Here is a 15,189-nt window from a genome sequence, read left to right on the forward strand (position 1 = left end):
GGCGATCGTACTTACGAACCGTGAGTACGCTGGTTTCTCGTGTCTCGATCGCTCCAGCAGAATGCGGTGGTGGAAGCTCCCGCAATCGCACCAGTCGTCGCTGAGCTCGCCGCTCGGTTCGCAGCCGAGGGCAAGCGCCTCTACCTCGTGGGTGGAAGTGTGCGCGACGCCGTGCTGGGACGCCCGACGAACGACTTCGACTTCACCACGGACGCGCGACCTGCGGAGATCCAGAAGCTGCTGAGCGGCTGGGCCGAGGCGCAGTGGGACACCGGAATCGCCTTCGGGACGGTCGGCGCGTCGAAGCAGGGCGAGATCATCGAGATCACGACCTTCCGCGCGGACGTCTACGACGGCGTGACCCGCAACCCCGAGGTGACCTTCGGTGACAACATCGACGGCGACCTGGTCCGGCGCGACTTCACGGTCAACGCGATGGCGTTCGACATCGCGGCGAGCGAGTTCGTGGACCCGACCGGCGGCCTCCAGGCTGCCCGCGACGGAGTGCTGGACACGCCGGCGACCCCGCAGGAGTCGTTCGGCGACGACCCGCTGCGCATGCTGCGCGCGGCCCGGTTCGTCTCCCAGCTCGGCTTCACCGCGGCGCCTCGGGTGATCGAGGCGATGCGGTCGATGGCAGGCCAACTCGCCCGCATCACGCCGGAGCGAGTGCAGGTGGAGCTTTCGAAGCTCCTGTGCGGCGCGCATCCGCGCCGCGGCATCGAGCTCATGGTGGAGACCGGGCTGGCCGACATCGTGTTGCCCGAGCTCACGGCCATGAAGCTGGAGATCGACGAACATCATCAACACAAGGACGTCTTCGACCACTCGCTGGTTGTGCTGGAACAGGCAATTGATCTTGAAGAAGTTGATCAATCACCCGATCTGGTGCTGAGGATCGCCGCGCTGCTGCACGACATCGGCAAGCCGGCGACCCGGAAGTTCGAGTCCGGAGGCGGCGTCTCGTTCCACCACCACGAGGTCGTGGGCGCGAAGATGGTCCGCAAGCGCTTGCGGGCGTTGCGGTACTCGAAGGAGATCACCGAGGACGTCGCGAAGCTCGTCTACCTGCACCTCCGCTTCCACGGGTACGGCAGCGGCGAGTGGACCGACTCGGCCGTGCGCCGGTACGTGACGGACGCAGGCGACCTTCTGACACGGCTGCACAAGCTCGTCCGTGCCGACTGCACGACCCGCAACAAGCGCAAGGCGAACCTGCTGAAGCGGACCTACGACTCTCTCGAGGAACGCATCGCGCGTATCGCGGCCGAGGAAGACCTCGCGCGCGTACGCCCGGACCTCGACGGCAACGAGATCATGAAGCTGCTCGGGCTGTCGCCGGGCCGTGAGGTCGGTGCCGCGTGGAAGTTCCTCAAGGAGCTCAGGCTCGACCGGGGCCCGCTGGACCGCGACGAGGCCGAGGCCGCGTTGCTCGAGTGGGCGCGCGAACAGGGCATCACACCGCCCGCTCCGTGACGCATAGTGAGCGAATGGAATCCCCGCGTTAGCGAAGTGTCAGCGCGGGGATGCACCATGAGAAGTGCGCTAGGGGGCGCATGGGGGTGGTGCAGATGTTCGCTTGGGGACTTTCCGCAGGTCCTGCCATACGGGACCTGGACGTTCTGACCGACGACCAACGAGCCGTGCTGAGGTGTCTGGCGCGAGGTCACGCCGAGCACGAGATCGCGCGGGTGCTCGGCATCGGGCAGCAGCGGGTGGCCGACGAGGTGGCCGAGATCCTGCGGCGCCTGGATCTACCCGATCGTGTGGCGGCTGTCGTCTTCGCCCACGAGGCCGGCATGTTGCACCTGCCGTTTCCGCGCTGACAGGACCAGGTAGGCGGCCATGCCGACCAGGTAGAGGCTCGCGGCGACGAGGATCAGGCCGGGCGAGCGCCCGTCCAGGGGGATCACCGTCGCCGTGATGGTCACCGCGGTGACCTGCGCGATGTTGAAGAGGGTGTCGTAGAGGGCGAACACGCGCCCGCGCACCTCGTCGCCGACGTCGTGCTGCACCGCGGTGTCCACGCAGAGCTTGACGATCTGACCAGCGAAGATGATCACGAAGCTGGCCATCAGGATGGACGGCAGCGTCATCGGCAGCCCGAGCCCGACCTGGGCTGCGGCCGTGAGCAGCAACGCGCCGCAGATCGTGCGCCTGACGCCGAACCTGTCGACGATCCGGTCGGTCAGGATCCCGGCGAGCAGCACACCAGCGCCGCCGGCGACCGCGACCTCACCGAGCCCGCCGATGCCGGCCTTGAGGATGCCGACGTCCTCCAGGCTGTAGCGCATCAGCAGCAGCGTGATCATCAGGCTCATACCGAACGCCGCCCGGTGCGCGAGCAACGCGGCCAGCCCCGCCGTCACGCTCGGCGTGCGCCAGGTGGCCTTCGCGCCGTCCACCAGCCCGCGAGCGACGGCCGTGAGCGCGTTGTGCGGCTCGTCGACCTCGTCCGGCCCGAGCACTCCCGGCTTGAACCGGCTGGCGATGAACGCGCTGAGCAGCAACCCGACCATGGCGATGCTGGTGGTCCACGCCGAACCGCCGTCCCCGGCGCCGAGCAGCGTGCGGAACCCGATCGCGCAGGCAGCGCCGATCACGGCCATGACCGCACCGGCCGTCGTGGTCAGCGCGTTCGCCTCGACCAGGTGATCTTCGTCGACGACGTGCGGCAGTGCCGCGGACAGTCCGGACCCGACGAATCTGCCGATCCCCATGACGATGAGCGCGGACACGTAGAGGGGCAACCCACTCAGGCCGGCACCGACCGCCAAGGCCGTGAACAGCACGAACGTGGCCCGCGCGATGTTCGCGACGACCATGACCTTCTTGCGGTCCCACCGGTCGAGCAACGCACCCGTGAAGGGCCCGATCAGCGAGTACGGCAACAGCAACACCGCGAACCCGGCCGCGATCGCCGCCGGATCGGCCTGCCGTTCGGGGTTGAAGAGCACAGCGCCGGCCAGACCGGCCTGGAAGAGCCCGTCGCCCCACTGCGAGGCGAGACGTGTGGCGAGGAGCCTGCGGTAGGCGGGGATGCCGAGGAACCGGCGTGATCCCCAGTGGTGCTTCTCCACCGCAAGCGTTGTCACCGTTGCACTGTATGCGCGCAGTGGTGAAAACCACGAAAGCCGGACCTCGCGGTCCGGCTCTCTTGGATCGGATGCCAGGTCGCCTCACGGCGCGGCGCACTACGCGGCTCCAGCCGAACGGTATTCCGCGAAGGCGGTTGTCTGTTGAGCCCGGGGGACACAAAGACATCCGACACCTCAGTCTAACGGGGTGCGGCCCTGAGTTGTTCCGGCGATCACGGGTGATTTCATGGTGACGTGCGTCCCGATGACGAAGTCGAAGTCGAGCCAGGCTCCCTGTTGGTTGCCGCTCCGAGCCTCAACGACCCGAACTTCTCGCGCACCGTCGTCTACATCATCGACCAACGTCCAGAGGGGACCCTCGGCGTCGTGCTGAACCGCCCCTCCGAGGTGGCGGTCCACGACGTGCTGCCACCGTGGGGCTCCCACGTCACGAAGCCGCAGTGCATCTACGTAGGCGGCCCGGTCGAGCAGAAGACGGCGCTGTGCCTGGCAGCGTTGAAGGTGGGTACCGACCCGTCCAGCGTGGAGGGACTCGTCGGCGTGCAGGGTCCAGTCGCCCTAGTGGACCTGGACGCCGAACCGGACGACCTGATGCCACTTGTGCGCGGCCTGCGCGTGTTCGCCGGCTACAGCGGATGGGGTGAGGGCCAGCTCCAGGGCGAGATCGATCGTGGCGACTGGATCGTCGTGACCGGACTCGCCGACGACGTGCTGGCCGGCGCGAAGGTCGACCTGTGGGGACGGGTGCTGCGCCGCCAGGGCATGCCGCTGGCGCTGCTGTCGACCTACCCGAAGGACGTCCGCGACAACTGATTCACGTGAAACGTCGGACTACAGACCCGCGAGCGGAGAGCAGCCGCCGCCACCGCACGCGCAGCCACCGCAGCCCTTCGGCTTGACCGGCTCCGGCAGCGCCTCAGCCGCGCGGCTACCGACGAGCCCACCGGCGAAGGCGATCGTGAGCGCCCCGACCAGTCCGATGATCCCGGCGGTGACGGCCAGGTCGGCCATGACGAACGCCATCGCGCCCGACACGATCGCGACGACGCCCGCGGCGACGTTCGGCACGCCTGCGACGCGGTTGGCCAGCGCGAACGTCTCCTCGTCGCGCACGGCGGCGGCGGTGCGCACGCCGACGAAGCGGTTGCGGCGCAGCTTGCCCTGCAGACCCAGCAGACCGACCGCGCCGAGAGCGACGCCGAGCACACCCAGGACGACCGACAGCACGATGTTCACCCCATGAGGGTAAGACGAATCCCCGGTCCGCCCGGCAGTCACCCCGGTCAGGTGTGCCGCAGGCCACCGCCCGGTTCATCGCGCTTGCGGTCCGCTGATACCGTTGACGACATGAGCACGGCCCGCCTGCTCCTTATCTAGCCGCGACGACCTGATCGCAAGACGGTCGGCGCGGCCGCCCTCCATGCCCTGTCTGGGCTGGGGGGTTTCGTCATGTCAGGGGCAGGAACGACGTGAGAGGGACCTTGAAATGAGCACGGACGCGGCGGAGATTCCCGCCTACCGCTACACCGCCGAGCTGGCGAACCAGATCGAGGAGCGGTGGCAGCGGTACTGGGAGAACAACGGCACCTACCACGCGCCCAACCCCGTTGGAGCGCTCAAGGGTGACGTGCCCGCGGACAAGCTGTTCGTGCAGGACATGTTCCCGTACCCGAGCGGCGCCGGCCTGCACGTCGGCCACCCGCTGGGCTTCATCGGCACGGACGTCTTCGCGCGGTACCACCGCATGAACGGCCGCAACGTGCTGCACACCATGGGTTTCGACGCGTTCGGCCTGCCCGCGGAGCAGTACGCGGTGCAGACCGGCCAGCACCCGCGCAAGACCACCGAAGACAACATCAACACGTACCTGCGCCAGATCCGCAGGCTGGGGCTGGGCCACGACGAGCGTCGCCGCATCTCGACGATCGACCCCGAGTACTACAAGTGGACTCAGTGGATCTTCCTGCAGATCTTCAACTCCTGGTACGACGCCGACGCGCGCAAGGCTCGTCCGATCGCCGAGTTGATCTCGCAGTTCGAGTCTGGCGAGCGGGACGTCGAGGGTGGCCACAAGTGGTCTGAGCTGTCTTTTGCCGACCAGCAAAGGATCTTGGGCGAATTCCGGCTGGCCTACATGTCGGAGGCGCCCGTCAACTGGTGTCCCGGACTGGGTACTGTCTTGGCGAACGAAGAGGTCACCGCGGACGGTCGCAGTGAGCGTGGCAACTTCCCGGTGTTCAGGAAAAGCCTGCGCCAGTGGATGATGCGCATCACCGCGTACTCGGACCGGCTGATCGACGACTTGGACCGGCTGGACTGGCCGGACAAGGTCAAGGCCATGCAGCGCAACTGGATCGGGCGCTCGCATGGCTCCCGAGTCCGATTCGCGGTGGGAGACGAGTGCATTGAGGTCTTCACGACCCGGCCGGACACGCTGTTCGGCGCGACCTACATGGTCCTGGCACCGGAACACGAGCTGGTGGACCAGATTGCGGCGCCCGATCGCGTGGCAGACATCGCCGCGTACCGGCGCGCAGCGTCCCTGAAGTCCGAACTGGACCGTCAGGAGAACAAGGAGAAGACCGGCGTCTTCATCGGGGCACACGCGACAAACCCGGTGAACGGCAAGGAGATTCCGGTCTACATCGCCGACTACGTGCTGATGGGCTACGGCACGGGCGCGATCATGGCCGTGCCCGGCCAGGACCAGCGCGACTGGGACTTCGCGAAGAAGTTCGACCTGCCGATCATCCGCACGGTCCAGCCGTCGGAGAACTTCGAGGGCGACGCCTACACCGGCGACGGACCCGCCATCAACAGCGGGTTCCTGGACGGCATGGCGATCGACGACGCCAAGAAGACGATGATCGGCTGGCTGGAGGAGAACGGCCACGGTCACGGCACGGTGCAGTTCAAGCTGCGCGACTGGCTGTTCAGCCGCCAGCGCTACTGGGGCGAGCCGTTCCCGGTCGTCTACGACGAGGCCGGCACCGCCATCGCGCTGCCCGAGTCGATGCTGCCGATCGAACTGCCCGAGGTCGACGACTACTCGCCGCGCACCTTCGACCCGGAGGACGTGAACACCGAGCCGTCGCCGCCGCTGTCGCGTGCCACCGAGTGGACGACGATCGAGCTGGACCTGGGCGACGGCCTGAAGTCGTACCGCCGCGACACGAACACCATGCCGAACTGGGCGGGTTCGTGCTGGTACCAGCTGCGCTACGTCGACCCGGTCGAGACCGAGCGGTTCGTCAACCCGGAGAACGAGAAGTACTGGCTGGGCCCGCGCACGGACGAGCACGGCCCGACCGACCCCGGCGGCGTCGACCTGTACATCGGCGGCGTCGAGCACGCGGTGCTGCACCTGCTGTACTCGCGCTTCTGGCAGAAGGTCCTGTTCGACCTGGGCCACCTGTCCGGCGACGAGCCGTACCGCCGCCTGTTCAACCAGGGCTACATCCAGGCGTACGCGTACGTCGACCCGCGCGGCGTCTACGTGCCGGCCGACGAGGTCGTCGAGCAGGACGGCAAGTACACGTACAACGGCGAGGAAGTCCGCCGTGAGTACGGAAAGATGGGCAAGAGCCTGAAGAACGTCGTCACGCCGGACCAGATGTGCGAGACGTACGGTGCCGACACCTTCCGGTTCTACGAGATGTCCATGGGTCCGATGGACGTGTCACGTCCGTGGGCGACCAAGGACGTCGTTGGCGCGCAACGGTTCATGCAGCGTCTGTGGCGCAACCTGGTCGACGAGACCGACGGCTCGCTGCGCGTCACGGACGAAGAAGCGTCCGTCGAAGCGCTGCGCCTGCTGCACAAGACGATCGCCGGCGTCCACGACGACTACGCGAACCTGCGCTACAACACGGCGGGCGCGAAGCTGATCGAGCTGAACAACTACGTCACCAAGCACTACTCGTCCGGCACGCCCCGCGTGCTGGCCGAGGCCCTGGTGCTGATGCTGGCTCCGCAGGCCCCGCACGTGGCCGAGGAGCTGTGGTCGAAGCTGGGCAACGACGGCTCGCTGGCGCACGGCCCGTTCCCGAAGGCCGACGAGCAGTACCTGGTCGAGGACACGGTCGAATACCCGATCCAGGTCAACGGCAAGGTCCGCTCGCGGGTCGTCGTGTCGGCGTCCGCGTCGCAGGACGAGATCAAGGCCGCGGCGCTGTCCGAGGAGAAGATCGCCGAGCTGGTCGCCGGTGGCGAACCGCGCAAGGTGATCGTCGTTCCCGGCCGCCTGGTGAACATCGTTCTGTAGCAACGAGACGAGCTGGCGTGGCTACGGCCGCGCCAGCTCCTCCAGCACCTGCCCCACCTCCAGCGACGGGTCGGCCACTCGAGCCGCCCGCAACGCCCCAGCGAGCACGGTCATGAGCATCTCCACGACCAGGTCCACGTCGAACGGGTGCTCACTCAGCAAGTAGTCGCGAGCCAGCTGGTCGGCCGCTGTCGTGTACATCCGCAGCACGGCCCGGACCGCCGGTCGCTCGAAGTCCAGTCCCAGGTTCTCGCACAGCCGACGGTTGCCGTCGTCCCGCACGGCGTCGAACGGCTCCTCCGCGCCCCACGGCCGCAGCACCAGGTTCAGCGCCAGGTCGCGGTGCGCCGCCAGGTACGTCAGGTGCGCCGCGTGCGACTGGCGGATCCGCTTCCCCAACGGCACGGCCGGGTCGCTGACGTGCAGGTCCAGCACCTCGCGGCCGATCGAGCACAGCACCTCGCTGTAGAGGCCCTGCTTGCTGCCGAAGTGGTGGAACACCAACCCGTGCGCGACCCCGGCCGCTTGGGCGATGTCGGCTGCCTTCACCTCGTCGTACTTCGACGTGATGAACAGCTCTCGGGCCGTTGCCAGGACTTTCTCCCTGGTGGCTGCGGCGGTGGCGGCGCGGGTCATGACTCCACGCTAACAGCTCGTTGACTCGGAGTCAGTGAAGGAGTACTCGTTGATTAAGAGTCACTGACTTGAAGTCAATGGAGGAAGCATGACCAAGACGCTGATCATCGGGGCGACCGGCACCGTGGGTGGCCTGGTGCTCGCTGAGGCCGTGCGCCGAGGCGCGGACGTGCGCGCGTTGGTGCGGAACAAGGAACGGGCGAACCTGCCCGACACGGTCGAGTTGGTCGAGGGAGACCTGGCCGATCGCGAGGCCGTCCAGCGAGCGGTGCGCGGCGTCGACTCGGCGTTCTACGTGTCGCCGCACGAGACCAACGAGATCGAGATCGCCACGATCTTCGGTCAGGAGGCCGAACGCGCCGGGGCGCGGCTCGTCTTCGGCGGGTTCCACATCGAGGACGCCGACGCGCGCGAGGCGGCGGGCGGTGCGATCCCGGCCTACGTGCCGAAACTCGAGCTGGCGGCGTTCCTCGCGAGCACCGACACGCGGCCCGCGATGTTCAGCCTCACCAACTTCGCCCAGAACGACGAGATCTTCCGCGAGGACATCGAGGCCGGCGTCTTCCCGACGCCGCTGCACTCCGGCGGCGTCAACCGGATCGACCTGCGCGACGCGGCCGAGGTCCTCACCACCGCGCTGACCGACGTGAGCTTCTCCGCCGGCTCGTACCAGCTCGTCGGCCCGGAGTCGCTGAACGGCGAGCAGTCGGCGCGGATCTGGGCCGAGGCGCTCGGCCGCGAGGTCGTCTACACCGGCGACGACCCGCAGTGGCGCGAGGCGTTTGCGAAGAGGCTCGAAGGTCGCAAGCTCGAAGACTGGATCAGGAGCTTCGAACTGCTCGGTGGGGCGGCGATCCCGACCGACCCCGCCGACGTCGAGACCATGACGAAGCTGCTCGGCCACCCGCCGCGCACGCTCAGGGACTACGTGCGCGACTCGGTCAGCTGACCTGGGTGTCCTGGAAGCCGATGTCCGTCAGCATCTGGTCGAGCATGCTGTCGAACATCGGCTCCGGGTTGCTCACCGCGAACGGGAACCGCCCGAACACCTCCAGCGCCACGTGCCCGTACAGCCGCACCCACGACTGGACGACGTGGTAGATCTTGCCCAGGTTGAGGACGGAGTCCTCGACGACGACGCCGTGCACCGACACCGCGTCCATCAGCACCTGTTGGAACCTCGCCAGGTCCTCGTGCAGGACCTCGGGCACGTCGTCGTCCGCGTGGTTCGCCACCAGATTGGACGCGATCAGCCGGCCGGCCAACTGCAGGAACACCGAGCCGAACTGGTCGGCGCCGAGCGGGTCGCGGGGCGAGGCGAAGACCAGCGCGAACTCCTGCGGGTGGGCCAGCGCCCAGCGGCGGAAGGCGTGGCAGACCGCCCTGACCTGGCATCCCACCTGGCCTGACGTGTCCGCGGCGAGGTCGGCGTAGAGCGCTGCCGCCATGTCCGCGCAGATGTCGTCGCAGAGTTGCCGCAATAGCGCGTCGTGGGAGTCGTAGTAGCGATACAGCGCTGGTGCGGTGATCCCCAGTTTGCGCGCGATGGCACGCAGGGTAACCGCGTCGCGGCCGCTCTCCACCAAAAGGGCGCGGGCCGCCTGCCGAATCTCACGCTCGGTTTCGGCGCGAAGCCGTTCTCGGCGAGTGGCCTCGGTCATATGTCACTCCATCGGGTTGTAGACCCCGTCCATGGACCCGTACGGTTTCAGTGAACGGTGTTTACAAGAGTTCACGGGATTAACAGCACGGTAACCCAGGAGGCCGTCGTCGATGTTCGCGAAGTGGGGATCTATCGCATATCGCCGCCGGTGGGTGGTGTTGATCGCGACCGTACTGCTCGCCGTGATCGGTGGCGTGTGGGGCATCGGCGTGTTCGACAAGCTCAGCCAGGGCGGCTACGAGGCTCCCTCCAGTGAGGCGGCGCGGGCCGACAAGGTAGCCGAGGAGGCGTTCGGGCGGCAGAACGGTGACGTGATCGTCATTTATCGCGGCGATTTCGCGAACCCGCTCGAGCTCAAGAAGATCGCTGATCACATCAGCGGCTTCCCGAAGGACGACGTGCTCAAGGCCGTCGGGCCGGTGCCGTCCGACAACCAGCAGCAGGCGCTCGTCGCCATCACGCTCAGCAGTGGTGACTCGAACGAGCAGATCAAGCAGTTCCAGGACATCCAGTCGCAGCTCAAGGTCGACGGCTTCAGCGAACAGGTCGGTGGGCTCGTGCCCACCCAGAAGGCCATCAACGACATGTCCCAGGAGGACCTGACGCGCGCGGAGATGTTCTCGCTGCCGCTGGTCCTGCTGCTGCTCGTGATCATCTTCGGTGGTCTGGTGGCGGCGTCCCTGCCGGTCGTCGTCGGTGGTCTCGCGATCATGGGCTCCCTCGGCGTGCTGCACGCCGTGGCCCTCTTCACCGACGTCAACTCGTTCGCGGTCAACGTCGCGTCGTTGCTCGGCCTGGGCATGGCGATCGACTACGGCCTGTTCATGGTCGGCCGGTTCCGCGAGGAACTCGCGCAGGGCCGCACTACCGAACAAGCCGTCGGACGCACGGTCGCCAGCGCCGGCCGCACCGTCGTATTCAGCGCGACGCTGCTGGTCATCGCGTTGGCCGGACTGCTGCTCTTCCCGCACGGCTTCCTGAAGTCCCTCGCGTACGGCGGTGTGTCGTCGGTCGCGATCGCGGCGCTGGTCTCGGTCACGCTGCTGCCCGCGTTGCTCGGCGTGCTCGGCCACCGGGTCGACAAGCTCGCCATGCCGTGGCGCAAGAAGGAGCCGAGCGAACGCGGCTGGCGCAAGCTCAGCGGCAAGGTCATGAAGCGGCCCGTGCTCATCGCCGTGCCGATCGTCGGTGTGCTGCTCGCGCTCGGCTCGCCGTTCCTCGGCGTCCAGTTCGGCCAGGTCACCGAGAAGGTCCTGCCGGAGGGCAACGCCGTGCGCGTGGCCACCGAGAACATCAACCAGAACTTCTCGGCGCTCTCCAACACCGGCTTCAAGATCGTCGTCAAGGGTGGCGACGAGGCCGCGGTCCAGGCGTACCTGGGCAAGGTCAAGGACGTGCCCGGCATCGGCGACGTCCAGCCGACGGGTGCGGGCAACGGCGTCACGGCCGCGGCCGCAGGCCTGGACAACGACGCGCTGAGCGACGAGTCGAAGCAGGCGCTGAAGGACGTCCGGGCACTCACACCTCCTGCCGGAGCCGAGGTGCTGGTCGGCGGCAACACCGCCACCGTCAGTGACTCGCTCGACGCCATCGCGGACGGGCTGCCGTTGATGGTCACGCTGCTGGTCGGCGCGACGCTGATCCTGATGTTCCTGGCGTTCGGCTCGGTCGTGCTGCCGATCAAGGCCGTGCTGATGAGCGCGCTGTCGCTGTCGGCGACGTTCGGCGTGCTCGTGTGGATCTTCCAGGACGGCCACGGCGCCGGCCTGCTCGGCGTCACGCCGGGGCCGCTGGAATCCGGCATCGTCGTGCTGATGGCGGCCATCGTGTTCGGTCTGTCGACGGACTACGAGGTCTTCCTGCTCAGCAGGATGGTCGAGGCCCGCGGCCAGGGGGCGACGACGGAAGAGGCGGTGACCACCGGCCTCGCGAAGACCGGCCGGGTGATCACCTCGGCGGCGCTGCTGCTGATCGTGGTGACGGGTGCGTTCGCGTTCTCGCAGGTCGCGATGATGCGGTTCGTCGGTGTCGGCATGATCCTGGCGCTGGCGCTCGACGCCACGATCGTCCGGATGCTGCTCGTGCCCGCCGTGCTCAAGCTCCTCGGCAACGCCGCGTGGTGGTCACCCGGTCCGCTCAAGCGGATCCAGGAACGCCTCGCGCTTCACGACGAGCCGACCGACGACCGGTTCGACGACGACGTCCGCAAGCCGGTCGCCGTCGGCTGACCGGGTGGGAAGGCGATCATGGCCGCGTCGAACTGGCGCGGCCTCGCCTCCTGCAGTTCGCCGGTCTTCATCCGGTACGTGGTGAGCACCGCGTTCGTGCTGTCCAGGACCGTCGTCGTCGCGCCGGTGGCGAGGAAGACCCTCGTGTCCCCCGGCGCGATGGCGACGCTCGGCGAGTCGATGGGCAAACGTTCGCGCACCGTCATCGTCGCCGCGTCGACGACCAGGACCGACCGTTCCTTCGGCAGCGTCAGGTAGACCGTGGCGCCGTCCGGGGTGACGGCGATGCTGCCCGCTCCCCTGCCGGCTTCCAGCGTGCCGACGACCTGGTTCGTGGCCGTGTCGATCACCGACAGCGTGCCGGGCGTCTTCTCGCCGAGGCGCATGCCGCTCACGTAGAGGCGCTTGCCGTCCGGTGAGATCGTGAGGTGCTGCGGCAGCCCGCCGACCTGCACCGTCGAGGTCTGGAACGCCGTCGCCGTGTCGATCAGGCCGACCGTGCCGTCCTGGGAGTTGGCGACGTAGAGGATCTTGTTGTCCGGGTGGACGGCGAGGCCCTGCGGCTGCCCGCCCGCCTTGATCACCGCGACCATCTGGAAGTTCTCGGGATTCACCACCGCGATGCCGCCGCTGGCCGAGACGTAGAGCCGCTGGCCGTCCGGGCGCATCGCCGCGTGCGAGAGCTGGACCTGGGTGAAGAGCCGATCGACGATCTCGCCGGTGGCCGGGTCGACCACGGTGATCGCGCCGGTCCACCCGTTGATCACGTAGAGGCGGCGTCCATCGGGAGAAACGGCGACACCCGTCGCGCGACCCCCGGTGTCGGCCTGCACGAGAACGGCGCCATTGCGCGTGTCCACGACTTGGACCAGACCCGTCTTGCCCACGACGTACGCAAGCGGTGCGACCGATGCGGAGGAAGTGGTTGTGTACTCGTGCCCTTGGTGAACACCCGTCGCCGCGAAGGCCGCTGAGAGCGCTATAACCGCGGCCACGAGGCGTGGCTTTGCCATACGCCCGATGGGACCACTTCCGGGTGCTTTCGATCTACTTCCGTCACTCTGTCGAGGGAAATCTTTGCCTGGACGTAGTACGACCGTCGCCCGCGACGGCGGCGCGGGCGACGGTCGCACACTCAGTAAGAGGGCGGAGCCACCGGTTTGGATTCATACGACTCGGGATTCTTCGCCGATGTCACCAGTTTGGCGTAACGGGCGCCCGCGGTGAGCAGGACCAGACCGGCACCGAGGAACGCCAGCACGCGGGCGATTCCGTCGAGCGCGGAGAGGTCGAACAGCACCAGCTTCACGACCGCGGCACCGACCAGGATCAGGCCGGAGATCCGCAGCGCCTTGTTGTTGATCCCCCTGATCAGCAGGAACAACGCGGCGATCGTCCACGACACCGTGACCACCGAGTGTCCGAAGAGGAACCCGGTCTCGTCCGGCGAGACCAGCAGCGCCGCGCACAGCACCGCACCCGCCGCGCCGTAGAGCAGCACGAGCCCCGAAACGATCCACGGGAACGGGTGCCTGGCCGGCTCGCGCAGCACCTGCATCTTCAGCGCGGCCCACGGCAGCACGGCAGCGAAGACGCCGAGCACGACCGCGGTCACCAGACCCGCCGCGTAGTCGCCGGGCTCGACGTTGTTGAAGAACCGCGGCTCCTCCACCAGCCAGGTGATCGGCACGGCCTGCCCGATCGCCATGAAGAACCCGAGCACGCCGAACGCCACCGAGCCGACCAGCGCGCTCTTCTTGTTCAGGCGCGCCGCGAGAACCGCCAGCAGCACGGCCTCGGCCAGCACGATCGCCGTGCGGACGTTGCCGTCGAGCGCGATCACCGTGGTCTGGAACAACGCGAGCATGCCCGTCGCACCGGCCGCCGTCGTGAACCCGCGCGGCAGGTCGGGGACCATCCAGATCGCCAGCAGCACGGCGGCGACCACCCCGGCGAGGATCGAGTTGGCAGGGGCCTTCAGCAACGTCGTCGCGAACAGGGCCGGCAACGCCGAACCGGCGATCAACGCGACCGCGACGATGTCGTCGGGACGCTTGCGGATCGTCAGGAACGCGACCGCGATGCCGACGACGGTCGTGGCCGCCGCGACGCCGACCACGGTCCACTCGTAGGAGCGCGGGATGGCGTTCGCGGTGGTGAGCAGCGAGGCGAGGATCGCGGGGAAGCCACCGGCGACCGCGAGGCCCGGCCAGTTGCGCTTGATCTGGACCGGCGTGCTGGCCATCTTCAGCACCAGCAGGAAGCCGACGAGCAGGACCGTGAAGCCCTCGGTGATGATCGGCGAGCACAGGGCACAAACTGCGACAACGGTGACCGCGAGCGCTTGCGAGTCCCACTTCAGCGCGAGTACGACACCAGCGGCCGCGACGGCGAGCCCGACGACCAGACCCACGCCTTCCGGCAGGTAGCCGTAGAGGCTGGTCGCGGCGATCACGTCCAGGTAGAGACCGGCGAAACCGGTGAAGGCCAGCGCCATCGCACCGGTACGACCGGCGGGGTTGCGGTGCAGCCACATGCCGATGCCGACCATCGCGCCGCTGAACACCGCGCCGCCGATGACGCGCGGCATCGGGCCGAGCCAGCCGCGCTGCACGGCGAGGACCAGCAGCAACACGAAGCCGAGCACGGTGATCGCGCCACCGACCCAGGCCAGCAGCTTCGCGCCGGCGCCGTCCTTGCCGAGCTTCTCGAACAGGGTCTCGCGCGGCGGCTGCGGCTGCTGTGGCCACGGCTGCTGCTGCGGGTGGGGCCACTGCGCCTGGGGAGGCCGCGGGAACTGCTGGCCGGGAGGCGGCGGCTGCTGCCCGGGGAACTGCTGGCCGGGAGGCATCTGGGCCGAGGCGGCTGCGTGCTGCGACCACGGGTTCGGCTGCTGCGGCATGCCGACGGGCGACTGCTGCGGTGCAGGTCCGGGGCCTTGCTGCGGCACGCCGGCGGGCTGCTGCGGCGCACTCACAGGCGGCTGCTGCTGCGGCACTCCGGCGGGCGGCGTCGGGACGGTCGTGGCCGGCGGCTGCGGCACCTCACCGGGCCGCGCCACCTCCGGTGCCTCCATCACCGCGGTCGCGGTGGAGGCGGAGCGCTCACGCATCTCCGAGCTGATCGTCGTCAGCCGCTGCCCGATGGCCGCGAGCTCCAGCGCAAGGCGCTGCTCGTCTCCGAGGCGATCCTGTCCGTCCATGTGATCAGAGTGAGGCAGAGCACGCCCAGTGACATCCGTACACCTACTCATCCACTGATCTCAGCTTGACTACATACATGTGTAATCGATTAACTACG

Annotated in this window: 12 protein-coding genes; 6 read left to right on the forward strand and 6 right to left on the reverse strand. The window is 68.1% G+C overall.

Annotated elements, in window-relative coordinates; translation table 11 throughout:
• Window positions 1-39: 39 nt before the first annotated feature.
• Window positions 40-1,476: a CCA tRNA nucleotidyltransferase gene (locus tag OG205_RS32760; RefSeq protein ID WP_330271791.1), complete on the forward strand. Its 1,437-nt coding sequence runs from the start codon at window positions 40-42 to the stop codon at window positions 1,474-1,476.
• A gap of 95 nt (window positions 1,477-1,571) precedes the next feature.
• The gene (locus OG205_RS32765; protein ID WP_330271792.1) at window positions 1,572-1,826 is read left to right on the forward strand and encodes a LuxR C-terminal-related transcriptional regulator; all 255 of its coding nucleotides are present in this window, start codon (window positions 1,572-1,574) and stop codon (window positions 1,824-1,826) included.
• Here OG205_RS32765 and OG205_RS32770 read toward each other — a convergent pair.
• Complete coding sequence (locus OG205_RS32770; RefSeq protein ID WP_330271793.1) at window positions 1,755-3,095, reverse strand: MFS transporter; 1,341 nt, start codon at window positions 3,093-3,095, stop codon at window positions 1,755-1,757. The genes OG205_RS32765 and OG205_RS32770 overlap by 72 nt on opposite strands.
• A gap of 237 nt (window positions 3,096-3,332) precedes the next feature.
• On the opposite strand from OG205_RS32770, the gene OG205_RS32775 reads away from it, so the two are divergent.
• Window positions 3,333-3,911 (forward strand): YqgE/AlgH family protein, encoded by a 579-nt coding sequence (locus OG205_RS32775; protein ID WP_330271794.1) that lies wholly within the window; start codon window positions 3,333-3,335, stop codon window positions 3,909-3,911.
• 18 nt (window positions 3,912-3,929) lie between these two features.
• On the opposite strand, the gene OG205_RS32780 is transcribed toward OG205_RS32775, so the two are convergent.
• Complete coding sequence (locus OG205_RS32780; protein WP_330271795.1) at window positions 3,930-4,334, reverse strand: SdpI family protein; 405 nt, start codon at window positions 4,332-4,334, stop codon at window positions 3,930-3,932.
• Between the two features lie 250 nt (window positions 4,335-4,584).
• On the opposite strand from OG205_RS32780, the gene leuS reads away from it, so the two are divergent.
• Window positions 4,585-7,362: a leucine--tRNA ligase gene (gene leuS / locus OG205_RS32785; protein WP_330271796.1), complete on the forward strand. Its 2,778-nt coding sequence runs from the start codon at window positions 4,585-4,587 to the stop codon at window positions 7,360-7,362.
• Window positions 7,363-7,383: 21 nt separating this feature from the next.
• Here the strand turns inward: leuS and OG205_RS32790 are convergent, their stop codons facing one another.
• Complete coding sequence (locus tag OG205_RS32790) at window positions 7,384-7,998, reverse strand: TetR/AcrR family transcriptional regulator (RefSeq protein ID WP_330271797.1); 615 nt, start codon at window positions 7,996-7,998, stop codon at window positions 7,384-7,386.
• Between the two features lie 88 nt (window positions 7,999-8,086).
• Here OG205_RS32790 and OG205_RS32795 point away from each other — a divergent pair, with 88 nt between their 5' ends.
• On the forward strand, window positions 8,087-8,947 hold the full coding sequence (locus tag OG205_RS32795; protein WP_330271798.1) for an NmrA family NAD(P)-binding protein: 861 nt from the start codon (window positions 8,087-8,089) through the stop codon (window positions 8,945-8,947).
• Here OG205_RS32795 and OG205_RS32800 read toward each other — a convergent pair.
• On the reverse strand, window positions 8,940-9,659 hold the full coding sequence (locus tag OG205_RS32800) for a TetR/AcrR family transcriptional regulator (RefSeq protein WP_330271799.1): 720 nt from the start codon (window positions 9,657-9,659) through the stop codon (window positions 8,940-8,942). The genes OG205_RS32795 and OG205_RS32800 overlap by 8 nt on opposite strands.
• Before the next feature lie 157 nt (window positions 9,660-9,816).
• On the opposite strand from OG205_RS32800, the gene OG205_RS32805 reads away from it, so the two are divergent.
• Window positions 9,817-11,889 (forward strand): MMPL family transporter, encoded by a 2,073-nt coding sequence (locus tag OG205_RS32805; protein ID WP_330271800.1) that lies wholly within the window; start codon window positions 9,817-9,819, stop codon window positions 11,887-11,889.
• Here OG205_RS32805 and OG205_RS32810 read toward each other — a convergent pair.
• Window positions 11,826-12,749: a YVTN family beta-propeller repeat protein gene (locus OG205_RS32810; protein WP_330271801.1), complete on the reverse strand. Its 924-nt coding sequence runs from the start codon at window positions 12,747-12,749 to the stop codon at window positions 11,826-11,828. The two genes, OG205_RS32805 and OG205_RS32810, sit on opposite strands and share 64 nt — an antisense overlap.
• A gap of 275 nt (window positions 12,750-13,024) precedes the next feature.
• A complete protein-coding gene (locus tag OG205_RS32815) occupies window positions 13,025-15,091 on the reverse strand; it encodes a DUF2339 domain-containing protein (RefSeq protein WP_330271802.1) in 2,067 nt (688 codons plus the stop codon).
• Window positions 15,092-15,189: the final 98 nt, after the last annotated feature.

It is taken from the genome of Lentzea sp. NBC_00516 (assembly GCF_036346835.1).
GTDB classification, from domain to species: domain Bacteria; phylum Actinomycetota; class Actinomycetes; order Mycobacteriales; family Pseudonocardiaceae; genus Lentzea; species Lentzea sokolovensis.